This is a genomic window from Neobacillus sp. SRL179 (genome assembly GCF_984799095.1).
Genome location: NZ_OZ481792.1, coordinates 4,621,504 through 4,642,360, shown reverse-complemented (window position 1 = coordinate 4,642,360; position 20,857 = coordinate 4,621,504). Strand labels below are relative to the sequence as shown.

General features: G+C 40.5%; 17 protein-coding genes and 2 pseudogenes. 9 read left to right on the top strand and 10 right to left on the bottom strand.

Annotated features, from left to right (window positions below; all coding sequences use genetic code 11):
* The first annotated feature begins 65 nt into the window (after positions 1-65).
* A complete protein-coding gene (locus tag AC4E8C_RS22855; protein ID WP_490208919.1) occupies positions 66-590 on the top strand; it encodes a CBO0543 family protein in 525 nt (174 codons plus the stop codon).
* A gap of 127 nt (positions 591-717) precedes the next feature.
* On the opposite strand, the pseudogene AC4E8C_RS22850 reads toward AC4E8C_RS22855, so the two are convergent.
* The 3 genes and pseudogenes from AC4E8C_RS22850 to AC4E8C_RS22840 all read right to left on the bottom strand — a co-directional run.
* Positions 718-834: pseudogene (locus AC4E8C_RS22850) on the bottom strand (putative protein N(5)-glutamine methyltransferase); the annotation flags it as partial.
* A 718-nt stretch (positions 835-1,552) separates the two neighbouring features.
* Positions 1,553-2,470 carry a ketopantoate reductase family protein gene (locus AC4E8C_RS22845; RefSeq protein WP_490212633.1) on the bottom strand — a complete coding sequence of 306 codons (918 nt, stop codon included), beginning with the start codon at positions 2,468-2,470 and terminating at the stop codon, positions 1,553-1,555.
* A gap of 77 nt (positions 2,471-2,547) precedes the next feature.
* Positions 2,548-2,739, bottom strand: a pseudogene (locus AC4E8C_RS22840) (carbon starvation CstA family protein); the annotation flags it as partial.
* A gap of 573 nt (positions 2,740-3,312) precedes the next feature.
* On the opposite strand from AC4E8C_RS22840, the gene AC4E8C_RS22835 reads away from it, so the two are divergent.
* From AC4E8C_RS22835 to AC4E8C_RS22800, 8 genes are all read left to right on the top strand, one after another.
* A complete protein-coding gene (locus tag AC4E8C_RS22835) occupies positions 3,313-4,611 on the top strand; it encodes an ABC transporter substrate-binding protein (protein WP_490208918.1) in 1,299 nt (432 codons plus the stop codon).
* A 91-nt stretch (positions 4,612-4,702) separates the two neighbouring features.
* A complete protein-coding gene (locus AC4E8C_RS22830; RefSeq protein WP_490208917.1) occupies positions 4,703-5,659 on the top strand; it encodes a carbohydrate ABC transporter permease in 957 nt (318 codons plus the stop codon).
* Entirely contained in the window at positions 5,659-6,501 is an 843-nt protein-coding gene (locus AC4E8C_RS22825) for a carbohydrate ABC transporter permease (RefSeq protein WP_490208916.1), read from the top strand. Before AC4E8C_RS22830 ends, AC4E8C_RS22825 begins: the two co-directional genes overlap by 1 nt.
* 90 nt (positions 6,502-6,591) lie before the next feature.
* Positions 6,592-7,617 carry a LacI family DNA-binding transcriptional regulator gene (locus tag AC4E8C_RS22820; RefSeq protein ID WP_490208915.1) on the top strand — a complete coding sequence of 342 codons (1,026 nt, stop codon included), beginning with the start codon at positions 6,592-6,594 and terminating at the stop codon, positions 7,615-7,617.
* Positions 7,618-7,670: 53 nt separating this feature from the next.
* The gene (locus AC4E8C_RS22815) at positions 7,671-8,573 is read left to right on the top strand and encodes an ROK family protein (protein ID WP_490208914.1); all 903 of its coding nucleotides are present in this window, start codon (positions 7,671-7,673) and stop codon (positions 8,571-8,573) included.
* A 35-nt stretch (positions 8,574-8,608) separates the two neighbouring features.
* Positions 8,609-10,042 (top strand): glycoside hydrolase family 1 protein, encoded by a 1,434-nt coding sequence (locus AC4E8C_RS22810; RefSeq protein ID WP_490208913.1) that lies wholly within the window; start codon positions 8,609-8,611, stop codon positions 10,040-10,042.
* A gap of 236 nt (positions 10,043-10,278) precedes the next feature.
* Positions 10,279-11,013, top strand: coding sequence for a hypothetical protein (locus tag AC4E8C_RS22805; RefSeq protein ID WP_490208912.1), 735 nt, complete (start codon positions 10,279-10,281; stop codon positions 11,011-11,013).
* 374 nt (positions 11,014-11,387) lie between these two features.
* The gene (locus tag AC4E8C_RS22800; RefSeq protein WP_490208911.1) at positions 11,388-11,927 is read left to right on the top strand and encodes a hypothetical protein; all 540 of its coding nucleotides are present in this window, start codon (positions 11,388-11,390) and stop codon (positions 11,925-11,927) included.
* An 82-nt stretch (positions 11,928-12,009) separates the two neighbouring features.
* Here the strand turns inward: AC4E8C_RS22800 and AC4E8C_RS22795 are convergent, their stop codons facing one another.
* The 7 genes from AC4E8C_RS22795 to AC4E8C_RS22765 all read right to left on the bottom strand — a co-directional run bounded on the left by AC4E8C_RS22795 (position 12,010) and on the right by AC4E8C_RS22765 (position 20,797).
* Entirely contained in the window at positions 12,010-12,438 is a 429-nt protein-coding gene (locus AC4E8C_RS22795) for a YhfM domain-containing protein (RefSeq protein ID WP_490208910.1), read from the bottom strand.
* 128 nt (positions 12,439-12,566) lie between these two features.
* A complete protein-coding gene (locus AC4E8C_RS22790) occupies positions 12,567-14,336 on the bottom strand; it encodes a PhoX family protein (RefSeq protein WP_490208909.1) in 1,770 nt (589 codons plus the stop codon).
* A 196-nt stretch (positions 14,337-14,532) separates the two neighbouring features.
* The gene (locus AC4E8C_RS22785; protein ID WP_490208908.1) at positions 14,533-16,749 is read right to left on the bottom strand and encodes a glycerophosphodiester phosphodiesterase family protein; all 2,217 of its coding nucleotides are present in this window, start codon (positions 16,747-16,749) and stop codon (positions 14,533-14,535) included.
* A gap of 1,358 nt (positions 16,750-18,107) precedes the next feature.
* Entirely contained in the window at positions 18,108-18,785 is a 678-nt protein-coding gene (locus tag AC4E8C_RS22780; RefSeq protein WP_490208907.1) for a DUF1129 family protein, read from the bottom strand.
* A complete protein-coding gene (locus AC4E8C_RS22775; protein ID WP_490208906.1) occupies positions 18,775-19,113 on the bottom strand; it encodes a PadR family transcriptional regulator in 339 nt (112 codons plus the stop codon). The genes AC4E8C_RS22780 and AC4E8C_RS22775 overlap by 11 nt, the downstream gene beginning before the upstream one ends.
* A gap of 238 nt (positions 19,114-19,351) precedes the next feature.
* On the bottom strand, positions 19,352-19,840 hold the full coding sequence (locus AC4E8C_RS22770) for a hypothetical protein (protein ID WP_490208905.1): 489 nt from the start codon (positions 19,838-19,840) through the stop codon (positions 19,352-19,354).
* 24 nt (positions 19,841-19,864) lie between these two features.
* On the bottom strand, positions 19,865-20,797 hold the full coding sequence (locus AC4E8C_RS22765; protein WP_490208904.1) for a PD-(D/E)XK nuclease family protein: 933 nt from the start codon (positions 20,795-20,797) through the stop codon (positions 19,865-19,867).
* Between the last annotated feature and the right edge of the window lie 60 nt (positions 20,798-20,857).

The window sequence follows — 20,857 nt, the reverse complement described above, 5'->3', positions numbered from 1 at the left end:
CTTACCTTAATATTTTACTGTTTTTATGGGCAAAATTCCCTTATATTATCTAAGGGGTTTTTTATATGCACTTGCTTTTAAATTCTCTGTTCTTGTTAGCTGCTGTTAAATGGGGCGACTGGAAGAATTGGCGAACTTATTATCCAACCTGGCTTTTCTTTATTGGTGGTGATCTATTTAAAAATGCGTTATTGCATGATCACCGATTCTGGTCTTATAAAGAATCTATATTCGGAAACAGGATTTTGTTCGGTCATCTAATCATTGACATTTTAATTATGACAATTGCATACTCATCAACCCTGCTTATTTATTTGGGGAGATTCCCTGCTCAGCGATTAAAACAGATTTTTTGGATATTATTGTGGGTTTCACTATATTGCCTTATTGAATTTATCAATTTAAGGTATTTAAATTTAATCGAACATCATAACGGATGGAATATGTTTTGGTCTATTCTTTTTAATTTAGTAATGTTTACAGCTTTAAAAATCCATGTAGAAAAACCACTGATAGCTTGGTTAATATCTATATTATTCCTGTCCTTTTTGTTAAAAGTATTTGAGGTGCCTTCATGGGTATTTAAGTAGTAATGGGTTGAAACCTAATTGCTGAACAATGTCCAAATGGCAGATCAATAAACATCTCCTCTGATGGTACAACCTGCCTCGGTGAAGTAGAAAGGCGTTCCAGCATATCACAAAAAAAGCAACCCTGTTAGCCAGATTTTGTTCCAATAACAACTGTTGCGTCCAATTCTTCATCTCTAACTATTCGGGTAATTAGACCAGCTTTAACAAAGATTTCAAAGGTTTTTGCACCCTGCATTTCTCTCGAGGACGTATTCAAGCGGTAACCCACTTACTCGTTTTTCTACCATATTAGTTAATTCCTCTATGCTTCCAGCCACAGAGGCAAGTAACTGTGTTTCTTCTTCAGCGAAGAAACACCCCTCACTCTGTAGTCTGTCAATTATGCTTTTCTTAGTTTCACGATCTAATAATAAATTGGTTTTCTGTCCTATAAATCTCATCCCTTCCTTCATCACAGTTATTTATATTTTTTATTCTAAAAATAATTCCAATGTCCTTCCTGTCTGCCCTGTTTTTTGTCGGGAATTGTAGGGTCGCAGATTCAACAAAGCGATTGGCGGATGATATACGTGCCGTAGTTATTTAAAAGTATTGAGTTGAATGATATAATTTTCCATAAAAGGTGATAGGCTGAAGAAGCAAAAAAACTAGAGGGACAACTCATTCGTCAATATAATAATGTTGAAAAGGGCTGGAATCTCCGTTACGAAGATTAATAAGTGGCAGAAGAATGGGAGTTTTGCTTTCATTAGAGCTAGGTGTCACCGCCCGAAGTTATTAAAGGGTGAAGTGTTAACGTTAAGGCATTGGAATCCACCCAGAGCCTTAACGTTTTATTATATCAGGGTATGTATGGTGGATGTCGACGCAAATGGAAGATTCACTTAGGTACCACCACACCTTATGGAAAAACGTTTAGACAAGACCCACTGCTTTCGATTGCTGAAACATTTGCATGGTTATAAATGCAACCTTTCATAAATTTTTAAATTTACGTTAATCACGTTTAAAAGGGGAGCATCCAAGTTTTTTTGTTTAGCGATGTTTAATAAATACCCATATAAATGATCTACTTCGATGGATAAATTCTTTTCCATATCCCGCTGAAGCGACGACTTCATTTGATAGTCCATGCCTTTCAGTTTTTCAAGCTGCCTCTCTTCAATGTGATCGGGTAGGGGAGCATGGATACTTTTCATGATAGTAGCCGTTTCCTGTAGTACCTTTTTGATACTTCTCAAGCCTTCTTCTTGTTCCCGAATCGGACCAATCGCGGAACGAAACAAGGAAGTAATGCCTGAAAGGCTGGCAATGAATAAATATTTTTCCCACATATCCTGGGTGATTTGTTTAGAGAGCTGAAAATTAGCTTTCGTTCCCTGAAATACTTGCTCCAGCCGATTTATTCTCTCGGTTTTTTCTCCGTTTCGTTCTCCATAAACTAAATCGTGGATTGGGCTCGTTTGAATAATCGTCCCGTTGTGATCAAGCGTGGATTCCACAAAGCAAAGACCACCAAGGACATTTTTTTCATCAAATGATTTACTCAATTTGTCGATGTGAGCCATCCCATTTAATAGTGGAAGAATCATCGTGTCTCTTCCAACGTATGGGCGCATGTCGTTGATCGCTGCATCAAGGTGATAGGCCTTAGTGGAAACCAAAACAACATCAAATGATTCTGTTTTTTCCCCAGAGAGAAGGAGTTGCGGGATCAGTTTTGCATTTCCATGGATGCTATCCAGTACTAACCCATTTTGTTCAAGCTGTTTTTTTCTCTTTTCCCGAACAAGAAAGGTGACATCCTCTCCTTTTTCCGCTAAGCGACCGCCAAAATAACCTCCGACCGCCCCAGCTCCAACCACTAAAACTTTCATCATTCAAAACCTCCCATTTTGGTTATGTATGTTAAAAAGGTGCACGAGTGGATTCGCGCATCTTTTTGCTAATTGATTGAAATAATCGGTGTTTGAGTTGCATGGAATCCTGATAATGCCCCACAAGAAATGGTTAGAAATAACAATGGAAAAATGGGAGCATGATCCGGGTGTAGATTTTTAAATGTTAATTCAGGAATTGGAGCGCCCATTAACACCAATTGTAAACCAACTCGGACTGCACTTATTAATAAAAGTGCTCCAAAGATAAACAATGGAGTTATGTATACTAATTTTAGCATAAATCAATCATTTGGAGGTCAGACCGAACGAGTAAATGCTGGTGGATAGTATAGGGAATAGATTTATATAATAAATAACTACCAAAAGGCACGAGGGTAGTCAATCGGCTTATTAAATTAATAGGGTATTGGATATCCCAATTGGCTCTCTCATGAAAACAAAGTGATTGTTCCACAATTCATTGTTGTGCTAAACCAGAGTGTTGATAGTACTTCCCTTTTTTCTACTCAGCACTCTTCCGAGAAGGATATTAGGAAAGCGGTTTCCTTGTTTGCGGTAAAATATTAAAATAATGGTTGTTTTTTCTAAAAAATGGATTTATAATCACTTATGAAAGCGGTTTCCAATGCGGATATAGAAAACTGCTAGAATATTAATAGAAACCGGTTTCCTAGCAATGGAGCTATTATTTCGTTTTTGAAAGTTTAATACTTTGAAAGAGGCGGGGGGGTACAAGGATAAAGAACAATTCAAATTTATTTTTTGAGCATCATTCCATTTATTGAAAGCCTGAAAAAACATAATAGGGGGAATTTCAATTGAAAAGCTTGAAAAAACTAGCTGCATTCGGATTATCAACAGCTCTTGCGTTTTCATTAGCAGCATGTAGTGGAAATGACAAGGCATCTACTAACGACAGTAAAAGTGGAGATAAAAAAGTCACCTTAAATTTCTGGACATTTGGCGCTACTGGATATGAAGACTTAGCGAAAACCTATGAAAAAGAACATCCAGGTGTCAAAGTGAAAGTTAGATCGGCTGAAACGGCAGAGCATCATGATGCCTTATTTACCGCCTTATCTGCTGGTAGTGGAGCACCGGATATTACCATGTTGGAAATAGATCAACTAGACCGCTTTAAAGCAGCATCAGATCGCTTCGAAAACTTATATGATCTTGGGGCGAAGGATATTAAGGATCAATACCTTGATTGGAAATGGAAAACAGGCGAAAACGAAAAAGGTGATTTCTTAATTGGCTTGCCAACGGATATCGGCCCGAAAGCTTTATACTACCGAACAGATGTATTTGAGGCTGCCGGTCTGCCGACCAATCCAGATGAAGTGACTGCATTGATTAATTCACCAGCTGCCTTTGAAGAAGCAGCTCTTCAAGTGAAAGAAAAAACAGGAAAGCCATTTGTCGATAGTATTGAAATGGCCTTCAGAGCCTACTTAGACGGTGCCAAAGAAACATTCCTCAACCCAAAAGGGGAGTTGTTGATTAAAAAGGATGGAGGCGCGGTTAAAGAGGCCTATGATTATGCCGTGAAATTAAATAAACTAGGCGTGGTTGGTAAATTCGAAATGTGGTCACCTGAGTGGGCAAATGCCGTGAACAAAGGAGAATTTGCTGCTGAATTAGGGGCTGGCTGGTTAAAAGGCTGGATGGAAGGCAACGCACAAGAAGCTGCTGGTAAATGGAAAGTAGCAACACTGCCATCTGAATTTGCGGCAAACTGGGGCGGCTCTTTCATCGCCATTCCAAAAGAAACGAAAAATGCGAAAGAAGCTTATAAATTTGCATCATGGTTAATATCTCCAGACAATCAATTGAAATCTTTCCAAGACAAGGGACTTTTCCCATCTGCACAATCTGTATATGAAATGGATGCCTTCAAAACGAATGAAGATGCCTTCTTTGGCGGGCAAGCAACTGCCCCAGTATTTGCAAAAGCGGCACAAGATATCAATGGAGCAGTTTATAAAGGGGAAAAATACTTCCCAGTCTATTCTGAAGTGCTAAATGCCTTGAAGAACGTTCAAAACAAAGGTACCGATCCTGAAAAAGAATGGAAAGATGCGATTAAGCGCGCTGAAGGTTTATTAAGCCGCTAAACTAGCAAGTTTACTAGAATGGAAGGCGGATTTGGCGCCCCGGTAAGATGGGTGCTCCACTTCCCCCTTTGATGGGAAAAGAGGTGTGAACATGGATCCAGTGAAGGCGAATACCGCCAGTCATCACGTGAAGGTAAAAAAGAAGCGATATCGGTCTGAAGCGAAGAAAGACATGATTTCTGGTTATTTATATATTGCCCCGTTCTTTATTATTTTTGCGATTATTGGTTTGTATCCTGTCTTATTTAGTATTTATTTAGGGTTTCAAAAATGGAATGGCTTAAGCCCAATGACGTTTGTGGGAATGGCTAATTTTAAAATGGTTTTAACAGATCCCCTTTTCTGGAAGTCAGTTTATAATACGATTGTCATGGGAATCATGGGCACTGCCCCGCAATTAGTGTTTGGTATCATTTTTGCCTATTTATTGAATTTGGCCTTTCTTAAATTTAAAAACTTCTTCCGAGTCACCATTTTTATGCCGTATATTACCTCGATGGTGGCGGTAGCCTTGATTTTCAGTGTGTTGTTTAGTGATCATGAATCTTCCTTAGTCAATTATGTATTAAGTCTAGCCGGACTTGATCCAGTGCATTGGGGAAGTTCAGAATGGGGAACGAAAATTGCGATCTCCATCATGGTCTTTTGGCGCTGGGTCGGCTATAACACGATTATTTATCTTGCCGGGATTCAGAGTATCTCCAATGATTTGTATGAAGCAGCCACGATTGATGGAGCTAATAAATTCCAGCAGCTCCGTTATATTACAATGCCTATGCTGAAGCCGTTTATCGTGCTAACGGTCTTTACCTCGACGGTTGGGGCCCTGCAGCTATTCTCCGAGCCAACGGTTTTCCTAGGAACGAGTGCGTTTACGAGGGATGAGGCGATGACGATCGTCATGTATTTGTATCGGGATGCCTTTAAATTACAATCCTTTGGTACTGCATCGGCAACAGCAATCATTTTATTAGTGTTGATTTCAGCGTTTGCAGCCATCAATGTATACTTAACGTCTGGTATCGGCAAGAAGAGGAGGAGTCGATAATGAATAAATTAGAAAAGGGAAGAAAGTTGTCCGGCGGCAGACTCCTCATTTATATCTTTTTATCGCTTGCTGCGTTATTATCGTTGTTTCCATTTTATTGGATGTTTGTGATGGCCACGAGTCCGAGCTCGGCCTATAACTCGATTCCTCCTACCATCGTGCCAGGGAACTTACTGGTTGAAAACTTTAAAAAGGTATTAGATCAAATTGATTTCTTCCAATCGATGTGGAACTCCTTTGTGGTTTGTGCCGTTGTGACGCTGGTCGTCTTGTTCATTAGCTCCTTAGCAGGCTTTGCTTTTGCGAAGTTTAAATTCCGCGGAAAGAATATCTTCTTTACAGCCATTCTGTTAACGATGATTATTCCGCCGCAATTAGGTTTAATCCCGCAGTATTTCCTTATTTCGAAGGCAGGGTTGCTGGACACCCTATCTGGTGTGATGGTTTTATTCTTTTTAAATCCACTCGGTATCTTCCTGATGAGGCAATATATCAGTGAATCGGTCCCTGATGAGTTAATCGAGGCGGCGAAATTGGATGGCTGCTCAAACTTCCGAATCTACCGCAGTATTGTCCTGCCGATTATCCTGCCGGCCTTTGCGACCTTAGGGATTATTGTCTTTACGGCTGTCTGGGGAGAATTTTTATGGCAGTTTACCGTGCTGCGCGACCCGGAAAACTATACGATTCAGGTTGCATTAGCGCAATTAAGCAATACCCGCAATGTGGACTTTGGGATGATTATGTCAGGTGTATTCTGGGCAACAGTTCCACTATTAGTGGTGTTCTTATTATTTAACCGGCTCTTCATTTCGAGTATTACTGAAGGCTCTGTGAAATAGGCATTCCTGCCAGATCATATTGTACTCAATTGGAACTTCTAGTAATCTAACACGGAGACTACTTAATTTTTGTAAATAGAAGGGGTTCAAATGAATTTAACCATTAAAGATATTGCGCAATTGGCGGGTGTTTCACAAAGCACCGTTTCAAAGGTCATTAACAATTACGGGGGAATAAGGGAAAGTACAAAGAAAAAGGTTATGGATATTATTAACCAAAATGGCTACGAGCCTAACTTTTCTGCCAGATCCTTGGCAACGAAAAAGTCCAACTTAATTGGGTTAATTTATGCCGGGAAAATCAATGTCGATATGACCCACCCTTATTTCAATGAAGTTATTTCCTCTTTTAAAAAAAATATCGGTTTACTTGGTTATGATATATTAATGTTTTCAAATGAACGCTTTCAATCGGATAATGGCAGTTATTTAGCAAGATGCCGGCATTTCAACGTGGACGGCTGCTTGATTATTGCCGGGGAGGAAGTGGAGGAATCCACCTACGATTTGGCTTTGGAGGGCCTGCCGTGTATCGGGATTGATATTGAGTTAAAAGGACCGAAATCCAGTTACATCATGACCGATAACGTGGATTTGTCTAGAAAAGTGGTGGAGTATTTTTATCTCCATTCAATCAAAAAAATTGCCTATATTGGCGGCAAATTTGATTCTGCGATTTCTGCTTTCCGTAAACAAGGTTTCCTGGGTGCGATGAATCAATTTGGTCTTGAGGTTCGCGATAACTGGATTCAATATGGTGATTTCCATGAGGAAAGCGGATATGCGGCGATGAAAAAGATCCTCCAATGTAAAGAACTGCCGGAAGCTGTTTTTGCCACCTCGGATTTGATGGCACTTGGTGCATTGCAAGCCATCAAAGAAGCAGGTTTACACTGCCCGCAAGACATCCGGATTGTCGGCTGTGATGATATTGCCGCCTGCCGCTATAGTGAACCGAAACTGACGACGGTGAAACAGGATAAAGAGAAATTTGGAAAATTATCAGCCTATATGCTCAATGATTTAATTAATGGCGGGTCACAATTAAAGCCAGTCTTTATTGACTCTGAATTAATCATCAGGGAATCTTGCGGAACAAATTCCACTATTCGGTGAGGTGAGACAGCTATTTTTTTAAAAAGTGAGAAGTAGGGTTGATTGGAGGTCATATGGTGAATTACTACGCAGTGCTTGATGTTGGAGGTTCCGCTATTAAATATGCCCTTATGGATGAGGCAGGTGCATTTATTGAAAAATCCTCCGTCCCCACCCCAAAAACGAGTTTGACTATGTTTATGGATACGGTCGATTCTATCGTGAAAGGTTTGCAAAAGGGTCATGTGGTTAAAGGCCTGGCCGTCAGTATGCCTGGTGCAGTAAATGTGGAAACCGGATTTATTGAGGGAGTGTCGGCGCTCCCTTATATTCATGGACCCAATATGAAGGAGCTGCTTCAGGAACGAACCCAGTTGCCGGTTGAATTTGAAAATGATGCGAATTGCGCTGGCCTGGCGGAAGGCTGGATTGGGGCCGCGAAGGATGTCAACGATTATCTTTGTATTGTGATTGGCACCGGGATTGGCGGCGCAGTGGTTCTGGATAAAAAGGTCCGTCATGGTAAAAATGGCTTTGCCGGAGAATTTGGCTATATGATGATGGAGGATTACCTGGGTCAGCAGGCAGGGGAAACGTGGAGTTCTTGTGCTGCTGTCGGTGGATTGATTACTCAGGTGGCCAAACGAAAGGGGCTTGCCCCCGATGTTCTGACCGGTAAAGAAATATTTGCGCTAGCTGAAAATGGGGATCCAGACATACTGGATGAGATTGACAAGTTTTTTCGGCGTCTCGCTGTCGGCATCTATAATTTACAGTTCATTATCGACCCGGAGAAGATTTTGATTGGCGGGGCCATCAGTCATCGGGAAGGCTTTGTTGAACGGATTAATGAAACGCTACAGCAGCTGAAATATGATCAAGAGGGTTTAACAGTCCGAGTGGAAAGCTGTCAGTTTGGCAATGATTCTAATTTAATCGGTGCCTTGTACCACTTTTTTCAGCGGAATCCATATTAGTATTTTAATAGGTAAGAAGAAGGGAGATGTACACGATGATTCATAAAACACTTAAACCGTTTCCAGCGGATTTTCTATGGGGGGCGGCCTCTGCTGCCTACCAGGTAGAAGGTGCTTGGAATGTAGACGGGAAAGGGGTTACGAATTGGGACCAGTTTGTCCGGATTCCCGGTAAAACCTTTAAAGGGACAACGGGGGATGTGGCCGTTGATCACTATCACCGTTTTAAGGAAGATGTCCGGCTGATGGCGGAAATGGGGTTGAAGGCGTATCGTTTTTCGGTATCCTGGGCCCGTATTTTTCCAAATGGAAGAGGAGAGGTCAACGAGAAGGGCATCGCGTTTTATAATGAGTTAATTAATGAATTGCGCCATCATCAGATCGAGCCGATTTTGACTTTGTATCACTGGGATTTGCCCATGGCCCTTCAAGACGAATATGGCGGCTGGGAATCCCGCAGAATCATAGAGGATTTTACGAATTATAGTGTCGAATGTTTTAAACGCTTTGGTGACCGTGTGAAATACTGGGTCAGCTTGAATGAACAAAATATTTTTACCAGTCATGGCTATGTCCATGCCACCCATCCACCTGGTGTAAAAGATCGGAAGCTGTTTTATCAGGTGAATCACCATGCCAATCTAGCGAATGCCAGTGTGATTAAAGCATTCCGTAAACTTGTTCCAGATGGCCAGATTGGCCCAAGCTTTGCCTACTCGCCGGCCTATCCGGCATCGTCTAAGCCAGAAGATATTTTGGCTGCAGAAAATGCGGAGGAACTGAACAATCATTGGTGGATGGACATTTATGCGTGGGGGAGATACCCTAAAGCAGCGTGGAACTACTTAGTGGAACAAGGCCTTGCCCCAGTAGTGGAAGAGGGAGACTTTGTTTTATTAAGAGAAGGTAAACCTGACTTTATGGGCTTAAACTATTATCAGACCACTACCTTTGAAGCGAATCCATTAGAAGGCGGTGTCGGTGCCGCGGAAATGAATACGACTGGGATCAAAGGGACGTCAAAGGATTCAGGCATCCCCGGGCTGTTTAAAACCACGGTAAATGCCAACTTGGAACGGACGAATTGGGATTGGAATATTGATCCGCAGGGACTTCGAATTGCGCTCCGCCGAATCACCAATCGGTATGATTTGCCGATTTTGATTAGTGAAAATGGGCTGGGGGAATACGACAAGCTAGAGGGTCAGGACCTCATCCATGATGATTATCGGATCGATTATCTCCGCGCTCATATTGCCGCCATTCAAGAAGCTATTTCCGATGGTGTCGACATGCTTGGCTATTGTGTATGGTCTTTTACGGATTTATTAAGCTGGCTCAACGGCTTCCAAAAACGGTATGGATTTGTCTATGTGAATCAACACGAAGAAGGAACCCATGACCTGCGCCGGATCAAAAAGGATAGCTACTACTGGTACAAACAGGTGATTGAAGCGAATGGACTTTAGGAAGCAGGGGGATCCTGCTTCTTTTTTCGTGCTTGCTTGTATGGCTGGCCGTTATGTGATCAGGTGGAGAAGGATCCTTTTTTTATTGGGGAAATGTGGAAAATTTATGTTAAACTATTAATATATTAAATGTTCAAACATAATAGCAGTAGAAATCGCACAAGGATTCTCACTGCTTTTATGACTGTCTAGGGATGTAAAGCGTGATAATATTTATGGATTTAAGGGAGATCGCCGTGAAAAAAAGATTAGTTTTTTTTATTATAGGTGTCATTTTATTTATGACATCCCTTCCGACTAGCACGAAAATGATGATGGAACTCATACATAATAAAAAGATGAATGACCAATACGAAATTGTTAATGTTAGTGAAGGATATCCACCGACTGACTCAACCTATAATTTTCATCATCATGAAATAAAAATTAAGGAAACGATAAAACAAACGGAAAGTTACAAAGACCCCTGGGATTATCAAATAAAAATGGCCGATTTGTCCTTAGAGGTAGATGGGAAACAACTGGATGTTTTAAAAAATCATCCTATAAGAGCGGAAGAGGAAGGTTTAAATAGATATTACGGCGAGGTAGCGTATCTAATCGTAAGGGAAAAAGAAAACAATACCTCTCAGTTTGCGATCCTGTTAAAGAAAACGAGAGAATTACAAAGGGAGATGCCTAATGGAGATATCGTTGGGTGGGTGCCAGAGAATAAATTACGATATACACTTTATGCGATAGATGAGAGCGGAGAGGTTGAAAGCAGTTCTTTTCATTTTACTGAACCGAATGCTTTACAAACCAAATTGCTAAATGCAGGTGTGGTTGGTCCATACCGAATTGGCTATTACACCAATGCTTGGGAAGCGTATCCATCCATATTCTTTCCATTCATTTATCCGTTTTTCAGTTTCATCATAGGGTTGATTTTATGTATCGTTTGTTTCCCTTTACATAAAAAATTCAAATGATAATCACTACGGCGAGGAATGCTCACCTTTATAATAGAAGTTTCTATTTCTCCATATGAAAAAGCTCCATTTCCTGATGAATCAGGGAAATGGAGCTTTTTGCGTTGATTGTATGCCAGATACGCGTTGAACTTTAATAGATTCTTCTATTTACTTTCCGCTTTGGCAAGTTTACTTTCCGGTTTCGGGGTTTTACTTTCCGCTTTTCTCTTTTTACTTTCCCCTTTTGGTAGTTTACTTTCCGGTTTTCTACATTTACTTTCCACTTGGTATGGCCTTCTACTTATTCTGTAATTTTTTCTCAGTTATGTTCTTTGTTTACCGGGTACATAAAAAATGGCCCTTTACTTACTCAAAGGAATGGAGGGATCGTCATGTTTGGATTCGCAGACATAATAAAATTTCTCATCTCTTTTTTCGTGATCCTGCCTATCGTTACGCTTATCCATTTAAGCGGGCATATTTTTTTTGTTACGCTTTTCGGCGGGTCCGAGAAAAAGATCAAAATCGGATGCGGGACCATGTTATTTTCCTTTTGGAATATCGAAGTGAGGAAATATTACTTTTGGAATGGAGCCTGTGAGTTTAAATCGTTACGGCATGATAATCGTGTGACAAACACCTTCATTTACCTTGGTGGGTCCATATTCAACTTGGCAGGTATCTTTCTGGTAAACAACCTTATTTCTAAAGGAACTTTAGACCATTCAGCCTTTTGGAATCAGTTTATTTATTTCTCATTTTATATGCTGTTTTTCTCGTTATTTCCTATGTACTTTTCGGATGGGTCGCCCAGTGACGGGAAAGCAGCCGTCCTTACAATGAAAAATCAGCATGAGAAGAAAATAAGTGATGATATTCAATTCGTAAAAATTGAAGAGCAAAATAAACAAGAGGAACGATTCAGGGGATAATCATAAGACATGATTTCAAAACCAACATAAAACGGCTTTTAATCTGAAATAAGATTAAGAGCCGTTTTGCGAGGTCAAATTATCATTCATCAGATAATTCCTTGCCTGTAAGTATTTTAAAAAGTTCTGCTGACTTATTTTTGTCTAATTGTATATATTTACTTTCAGAGTCTATTACGAGTTCCACTTTATCTTTATTTGGACTTATCCAAAGTTCATACAAAACATTCTTTTCCTGTACGATTTTGGGATCGGTAAACTGGAAAGTAAATTGATAATCAGCTGGGCGTACCATACTTACTTGGGCATTTTTCCAATCAATATCGTCTAATATGTCTCTTACCTTTTCTACCTGCCCATTATTGGTAATCTTTTTAAAGTTTTCGAATTTAGGTTCATCACTAATACGCTTTTGTACCTCAATGATTTGCTCTTCATTTTCATTTGAACAGCCCACTATAAAAATTGAAATAATCCCTAAAAAGGCAATTAAATATTTTACTTTTTTCAAAATTACCTCCCCCTTTATACAATTAGACGTTTGTTATTTAAAAAAGTCTCTTTACCTCCCCATCCGGAATTGGCAAATAAGTTCAAATAAAAAAAGACCGTGGGAGAGGCTCCCAGCGGTCCTGAACATTATTTAGTTGAATCGAGCGAAGATAAATCAATATAACCAACGTTCCCTGGATTTTGCGAACCAACCATTAAATAGGATTTGCCATTTAAATCGTCGATTGCTTGAATTCCGGTGACTTCCCCACCGTCCGGAGCTGAAATAATCCGGGAAAGTTTCTTGGTGTCAACATTATAAGCCCATCCAAAGTTATTGGTATGCATGCCGCTGTCTTCGGCAATGAATAAGGTTTTTAACTCTTCAGAGTAAGTAAGATTGTCTGGATTGGCAATTTTGTCTAAAGCAGCTGTGTTTCCATCTGCATCTGGAGTTGCGAGATCTTCACCAAGCACTAAGCCAGACATGCTAGTTACTACATAATCACTGCCAATGGAGCTGCCATCACGGTCTATTTGATCCTTTGCCAAGTTCATTTCATAAACCGCACCGGCTTTAAGTTTTGGTAATTGAATATCATCTACCGGATCATCAGCATTTTTGGTCATGCCTTTTTCAATATTGGACATGGACATATAGACTTTGTTATCAGCCTTGTTAAACGTCAATGTTTCCATTTTATTGAATTCGGAAGTTGCCCCAAGGATAGCCCCATAACGGCGGGATTCTAAGAACGCAGCTGCTTTTTCCATACCTGGCTTAACTTTCAGCCATTCAGTGGTCTTGCCGCCATTAGAGTTTGTCTTGATTTCTGTAAATCCATTAGCTTGTCCATAGGCTGCATCCGTTGTGGATGCAAAAATATCGCTGAATGTCAGGCTTTGAGCTAATTCTTTTATTTCTGCATCGGTGGCGTGCCCTAATTTAATCCATTCGATATCAGCAGAACCGCCATTTTTATCGCTCGTTTGATTCCATTTAGCCGCATACAAGGTACCGGCAGTTAAATCTTTCGCTTTGTCAGCTATGTACATAAAGGACATCGTATAGCCGCCGTCATCGCCAAAGTAAACGGTCCGGTTATCGGGAGCTACTGTGACATTTTCAAAGGATAAACGTCCCATGCTGTAATGTTTTACAGCGTTTGCTTTACCGCTTGGGCTGACCTTTACTTCTGTAGTATGCCCATAAAGGTAGGGATTGCCAACTGCAGCAGCATCTTGATAGTAATTACGTGCGAATTGAGTAACAGTGGATCCTGCTGGGTTTAATTCGTGTGCACGGGCATCCGGCTCGTACTCTTCACTGCCTAAATGAGTATTCCAAGGAGATAAGACGGCAGCACAAGGGGTCCAAACTCCGCCATCTGCTGAAAAATCAATCGGATTGATATCGGTAATTTTCAGTTCACCGGTTTTCTTATCCTGTTTTACAGTATTTAAATACAATGCTTTTGGCATATTTCCAAGGCCCTTTTCAGGCATACTTTCAAAGTGATTGACCATATATAATTTTCCGCTATTTCCGTTTACATTAAGAAGTGAATTCGCATCAGGTGCTGTAGAAACAATTGGATTGCCATCTTTATCTTTTATCATATTCCCATTTACATCATAAGCGGCACCAACAATTTTGCCGTTAATGACTTCGCCAGGGCGGGTTAAAAAATGATATTCCAATGGTACCGTCTTGGTTGAGCCATCCTTTAAAGTAACAATGGCTGATGCTTTACTATACATAGAAGAACGTTCTGCATCTGTAGCAGGAACCTCCATACCGACAAATTCTACTGATGTTACCGGAACCGGCTTAAAAGGGTTAGCGTGGACATTTACAGCAGAAGGGAATAGAATTGCTGCACTTAATAGTGGAACGAATATTTTACTCTTATTCATTAACTAGTACCTCCAATTGTTTAATCGTTTTTCCGTACACACCTAATGATAGAGTCTGAATATTAAGGAAATGTTCAAGTATTGTAAAAGTAGAATAAAGATTTCTAGGACGTGGGGCATAGGGAAAGAGACCTGGAGCACGGGGACGGTTCTCGTGCACTTTTCAAGCATGAGAACCGTCCCCCTGATTTTTTGGTTAATCTTCCAGCTGGAAGGTGTGGCTGAAATGAATTTTGCCGTTTTCATCCTGAATTTCTACAATCGCTTGCTTCGCTTGAGGATCGATACGGAACACGCCGAAGTTAAAGAAATTGCCTTCTGCATACAATTGCTCCGGGCCGAAGGTTGGATCCAGTGTGCCTGGATTAATTTTTACCGCTCCAATTGGTCCGCTGATCAATTCGTTATAATCCGTTTTTCCATCTTGATTGGCATCATATTTGATCACCTCGGCAAAATGAACATCCGTTGTAACGAAGAAGACATTTTTGATGTCATTTTCGATGATAAAATCAGAGATTTCCTTGAACTCTCTTTCGTACCCGGTCGGATCATTGGGGTTTACATTATCGCCATTTGCCCATCCATCCCTGGACAGGGCTTTTCCGGTTGGAACGGAGATCGGCACAGAAGACGCTACAAGCTTTACTTTTGAATCCGATTCTAGCAGCTGCTTCTTCAGCCATTCTACTTGTTCATTTCCAAGCATGGTTTTATCCGGTCCATCTGCTTGGGTGTTGGGAGCGCGGTAGCCCCGGTTATTCAGGATCATCATATCCATCGCTTTGCCCCAAGAGTATTGTTTATACAGCTTGTCTGCTTCACTGCGTTCACTTGAAATAGGAAAGTAGTTTTCAAACGCATGTAATCCAGTTGGAGTCAGCGGCTGGGAGGGACCTGAGAAGTCATTGGTGACTTCATGGTCATCCCAAATGGCGAATGTTCCTGTTTTTTGCAGGAGGCTGCGGAAACCTTTATCAGTCCGGGTTTCCTTATATTTTGCCCAGAAATCCTCTACCTTTTGTGAAGGAGGATTTGGTACAGCCGGGGTTGGGCTGTCGGCATAAATCGTGTCTCCGCTGTACAGGAATAAGTCTGGATTTAATGCGGACATCGCTTCGAACGATTTATATGGCGGAATCTCGCCATGACCGCCCGTATCGCCGCCCCAAACCATTGTGAGTGGCTTTAAGCTGTTTTCCTCCGGTGCTGTTTTAAAGGTACCGTTTACGTTATATTGACTGGAAACCGCATGTGCCCGGTAGTAGTAGGTCGTATCTGGCTTTAATCCGTTAACCTCTACCTTTACAGTAAAATCGTTCTTTATTTCCGCAGGGCTTGTTTTCACGATTGTATCATGTTTAAACGTGCTGTCTGTTGAAATTTCAAATTGCACGTTTGCCGCTTTATTTGTCCGTGTCCATAAGATGGCTGAAGAATCGGTCACATCACCGCTTGCAACACCGTGTGAAATAAACGGCTTGTCTAAGAGATTTTCAAACCGATCCGGGTAGTTTGTGAATTGCCCGTCCACACCAAGGGAGGTTAGTGCGGCCATATCATCCTGAGAATTGACGGTCCAAGGATGAACCAGAAGCTTGTTTTGATGTGCCGCTTGCATCAGCTTCGGAACCACCAGTTCCTTGCTCGGACCTACTCCGGAAGCATAGTCAGAGATTCGCTTCATCTCCTGTGACACATCTTTACCTTTCAGCATTTTTGCATCATAAAGCTGAATCAATTTTACATTAGGGGCAAGATTGTGTACCTTACGAAGGCTTTCCTCACTGAACGATTCGAGGAACAGTTTTTCCTCATCCAGGACATTAGTTTTTTTCAAGATTTCAATTACTTTCTCTTCCATTCCCGGGTAAACATTTGGAGCTTTTGTTTCCATGTAAAGGCCGGCTTTGCCGTTTCCATGCTGCTTAACAAATTCAATGGCTTCCTCTAGTGTTGGAACCTTCTGGCCGATGTACGCTTGTTTCGCCTGATCCGGATAGACTTTATTAAACCATGAGCCTGCGTCAAGAGCCTTGATTTCTTCAAGGGTAAAATCCTTTACCCGCCATGGTGCACGGTCTGGATAAAGATCCTTGGCATTGGTTGTCCGCGCCAATGTTTCATCATGCATGGCGATCAATTGGCCATCCTTGGTCATTTGTAAGTCGAATTCGACATAATCGGCCTTCATTGTCATGGCCTGCTTATAGGCGGCAAGTGTATGTTCCGGGCCGTATGCGGAGGCACCACGATGAGCAATTACAGAAACATCGGAGTTTAGTGGTTTTAATGTCGATTGTCCATTATCCGTTGCGGTCATTTCAATCGGTTTCGCTAAAACGGCATATGGCGCTGCTGCTGTGACGGACAAGGAAAGGCAAGCAAGACCAGCAATTAAACCCTTTTTCATTTTTCAATCATCCCCTATACGTTTTATGTATTTCTACTTAAAAATATAGGAGCATTGTTAAGCTGAAATTAATAGAGAATGAATATTCTGTAAATCGGACAAAAACAGGTATTTCTTCTTAGAATGACCATGAGACTATGGGCAGGGGGGAGCATGGGGACGGTTCTTATGACTATATTAATGAGTAAAATGAAAACTGATGTAAGATGATGAAGTTTTAACTCAAACGTTTCTATTTTTCCAAATGAAAAGGCTCAATTTCCCCTGCTTTAGTCAGGAAATAGAGCCTTTTATGTTAGTGTGTACGTATCATGCCGCGAATGTTAAAAGCCTTTTTCTATTTACTTTCCACTTTTGATAGTTTACTGTCCGGTTTCCGCACTTTACTATCCAGTTGGGAGGGGATCCGCTTTTTAAACAAACTTTCCCTGGTTTAGTAAGGAAATTGAGCCTTTTATGTTAGTCGTGTATGTGTCATGCCGCGAATGTTAAAAGACCTTTTCTATTTACTTTCCGCTTTTGGTAGTTTACTTTCCTGTTTAACAAATTTACTTTCCGCTTTTCCCGATTTACTTTCCACTTTTGATAGTTTACTGTCCAGTTTTCGCACTTTACTCTCCAGTTGTGAAGGCATCCGCTTTTTAAACAAACTTTCCCTGGTTTAATAAGGAAATTGAGCCTGTTATGTTAGTCGTGTATGTGTCATGCCGCGAATGTTAAAAGCCTTTTTCTATTTACTTTCCGCTTTTGGTAGTTTACTTTCCAGTTTAACGAATTTACTTTCCGCTTTTCCCGATTTACTTTCCACTTTTGATAGTTTACTGTCCGGTTTTCGCATTTTACTTTCCAGTTGGGAAGGCATCCGCTTTTTAAACAAACTTTCCCTGGTTTAGTAAGGAAATTGAGCCTTTTATGTTAGTGTGTACGTGTCATGCCGCGAATGTTAAAAGACCTTTTCTATTTACTTTCCGCTTTTGGTAGTTTACTTTCCAGTTTAACGAATTTACTTTCCGCTTTTCCCAATTTACTTTCCACTTTTGATAGTTTACTGTCCGGTTTTCGCACTTTACTTTCCAGTTGGGAAGGCACCCGCTTTTTAAACAAACTTTCCCTGGTTTAGTAAGGAAATTGAGCCTTTTATGTTAGGCGCGTACGTGTCATGCCGCGAATGTTAAAAGACTTTTTCTATTTACTTTCCTCTTTTGGTAGTTTACTTTCCTGTTTAACGAATTTACTTTTCGCTTTTCCCGATTTACTTTCCACTTTTGAAAGTTTACTGTCCGGCTTTCGCACTTTACTTTCCAGTTGGGAAGGCACCCGCTTTTTAAACAAACTTTCCCTTGAAAATCGCATCACCATTACTTGGTAATATGATATTTGCGGTTTGCCCATTTTAAAAGAATGAGTATGACGGCCCCAACCACTAGGTATAAGAAACCGCCAACCTCGATTGCGTAACCAAAAGGAGGGATCAATTTTGGCAGGAAAACCATCCCGATTAACGAAAGAGTGATGACGAAAAATAGTAAGAAAAAATCATTCACTTTATTGGATACTTTGTAAACCGATTGTTGCAGCCATTTAAGAATGACATACACATCGAGGAAAATAATCATGGCTATGATTATAAACGAACCAATCGCTGTCCCGATATAGACGGGCTCTGTGCTATCCTTGAAATAGTGAATAATGATGTCGCCAATCCCATTCATAACAGCAATGATGCCAGCTAGCTGCACTAACAAAAAACCGATAAAGAAGGCTGCGTTTTTCCCCGGTTCTTTAGGCAGCTGCTTAATCATTTCATCACAATAAGCTGCTGGGTTCTCACCGAATACCTCTACGGCACGCTTTCCATCTGCCTGCGCCTCAATGAGATGATCGAGAAGTTCCATTAATAATTCTTCGGATTGCTGCTCCGAAACGACCATATTTGCACGAATATAAACGAGCATCTTACCATAATATTCTTCGTTTTCCTTCGTCAATTCTTTTCGTTTTTGATTATTTAGTTGAATCAATTCTTTAGCGTTCATCGTTAAGCCCCCTATTTAACAATTGATCGACCGGTTTTTGAATATTTCTCCATTCCTCTCGAACTTCAGCTAATGACTTTTTCCCCAGCTGGGTCAGATGATAATATTTTCGTTTAGGACCAGAAGGGGAGGCCCGCATTTCCCCTTTGATCAATTCCTCCTTTTGCAGCCGTAGTAAAATCGGATAAATGGATCCCTCACTCACGTCATTCAACCCAAACTGCTGCAGTTTCTGTGAGAGTTCATACCCATAAACTGTTTCTTTTTCAATAATGGATAAAATACATCCTTCTAAAATTCCTTTTAATAATTGGCTTCTTAAAGACATCGTTTATTCGTCCTTTTTGACTATCTTGTTATACAAGATACTTTTTGTGAAAAAAGCTACCTTGCAAAACAAGATAGCTTATATTTCAATCCTATCCTAATTATGGTAATTAGTCAACAATAAAAATACTAGTGCCCGTCATGACGCGAAACGGAAGAAATGGGATGTAGAAAAAAGGGATAGTTTTTAGACTTTTATTTTGAAAAAAGCCAAAAGAACTACCCTTTGATCTCAGCTTTTACTCATTAAAGAATCGCATGATGTTTAGCATTCGATCGGGAAGATCCCTAGCCATTGTATATAAATCGTTATAAGACATGAGGTTGAAATATTTTAGACCTGCTGCTTCGAAACAGGCTTCATAAAGGTTAGATTCGTTCTGCCATAAGTGGTGCTCTTCGACTCCCATATAGGCCTCAACGGCAAAAACGACAATGGGACCGATGGCGCTTCGAAAGTGCTTACTAAGAGAAGCCTCACCATAAAGCGTCTGCTTCGGATAAAGCTTTGTAAAAGTATCATCATCTGTATAATAGAGCTCAAAGAAATCGGATAATGCTAAATCATTTACTTCCTCTGGAGATTCCACTCTCATATAGCCAAGACTAGGATTATTGGCGAAGTGAACCAAAATATTATCAAAAGCAACCGTCACATAATTATCGATTAAGCTTTGTACCTCTTCACTTTCAATAAAGTTTCTAGCTTCTGATTTTGACATTGACATGTTTTAATACCCTCTTTCAAATGTTTAGTACATTTCACATAGCTCTTTGTAATTACAGCGATCGCACTTTTTTGTGTGTTCTGTTTTTGAAAAGTAGTTGAGACCATAGGGCTGATTATCTTCTGGTTTTTCAAGGTAACTCAGCATGGCATCGATGCTTAATCCAAACATTTCTTGCATTTTATCGAGATCTATTTGACTTAGGCTGTACGATTTATGGGTCCCGGGAAGCAGGTATTCGTTTCGAATTTCAATCTCATCTAGATTCTTGACGTTGAATTGGCGTTGTAAGTACAAGGCATACAAGGCCAATTGATGTCTGTCCTCGTATGATTCTTTCCCTGTTTTCCAGTCGACGATAATCCATTTGCCATTTTCGATATCACGGTACAAAAAGTCCATCACAATAGTAATCTTCACATTATGCAGATTCATGTAATGGAAGCGCTCAGCTTCGATGAATTTCATTTGTTTTTTATTCTTGATGTCAGTGAACGTTTTACTTGATAAAAATTGTTTCATACAAACGTCCAGTCTTTCTTGAATATCCGCCACTTTTTCCGCGGGAAGGGTACCGTTATAGTAGATTTCATGAAGCATGGTGTAGTATTTGGGTTTTGCTTCCCAGAGGGACCGCCGTTTCATGGAGTCGATAAAGGCGTTATTTAGTGTTTGGCGCACCCGTTCGACTAATTCAGATTCAGGTGGAATGTATTGAGATTTAAGATATTGCTTTATGACTGAGAAAATAATTTCATGGACTGCATTTCCAAATAGCATTTCGAGGTTGGTTATTTTTTTAAGCCGATAAGCATCTTTGGAGATGGAAAGTGAATCCTGTAACCAGCCATTGTGACTAATATAATAATCGTAGGCGTATTTCCTTTCGCAATCCATTAATGATTTATGGCGCGATAGTGACCAAGAAAATTCAGGAAAAGGCTTTATCTCAAACATCAGGAAATCCCCCTCAACTAATCTGTCGTATTATAGTAAAAAAGACTGACCCCTAAAAAG

Coding starts and splice junctions, on each gene's coding strand:
- AC4E8C_RS22855 (WP_490208919.1), top strand. CDS start 66: ATGCACTTGCTTTTAAATTCTCTGTTCTTGTTAGCTGCTGTTAAATGG.
- AC4E8C_RS22845 (WP_490212633.1), bottom strand. CDS start 2,470: ATGAAAGTTTTAGTGGTTGGAGCTGGGGCGGTCGGAGGTTATTTTGGC.
- AC4E8C_RS22830 (WP_490208917.1), top strand. CDS start 4,703: ATGGATCCAGTGAAGGCGAATACCGCCAGTCATCACGTGAAGGTAAAA.
- AC4E8C_RS22825 (WP_490208916.1), top strand. CDS start 5,659: ATGAATAAATTAGAAAAGGGAAGAAAGTTGTCCGGCGGCAGACTCCTC.
- AC4E8C_RS22820 (WP_490208915.1), top strand. CDS start 6,592: ATGAATTTAACCATTAAAGATATTGCGCAATTGGCGGGTGTTTCACAA.
- AC4E8C_RS22815 (WP_490208914.1), top strand. CDS start 7,671: ATGGTGAATTACTACGCAGTGCTTGATGTTGGAGGTTCCGCTATTAAA.
- AC4E8C_RS22810 (WP_490208913.1), top strand. CDS start 8,609: ATGATTCATAAAACACTTAAACCGTTTCCAGCGGATTTTCTATGGGGG.
- AC4E8C_RS22800 (WP_490208911.1), top strand. CDS start 11,388: ATGTTTGGATTCGCAGACATAATAAAATTTCTCATCTCTTTTTTCGTG.
- AC4E8C_RS22790 (WP_490208909.1), bottom strand. CDS start 14,336: ATGAATAAGAGTAAAATATTCGTTCCACTATTAAGTGCAGCAATTCTA.
- AC4E8C_RS22785 (WP_490208908.1), bottom strand. CDS start 16,749: ATGAAAAAGGGTTTAATTGCTGGTCTTGCTTGCCTTTCCTTGTCCGTC.
- AC4E8C_RS22780 (WP_490208907.1), bottom strand. CDS start 18,785: ATGAACGCTAAAGAATTGATTCAACTAAATAATCAAAAACGAAAAGAA.
- AC4E8C_RS22775 (WP_490208906.1), bottom strand. CDS start 19,113: ATGTCTTTAAGAAGCCAATTATTAAAAGGAATTTTAGAAGGATGTATT.
- AC4E8C_RS22770 (WP_490208905.1), bottom strand. CDS start 19,840: ATGTCAATGTCAAAATCAGAAGCTAGAAACTTTATTGAAAGTGAAGAG.
- AC4E8C_RS22765 (WP_490208904.1), bottom strand. CDS start 20,797: ATGTTTGAGATAAAGCCTTTTCCTGAATTTTCTTGGTCACTATCGCGC.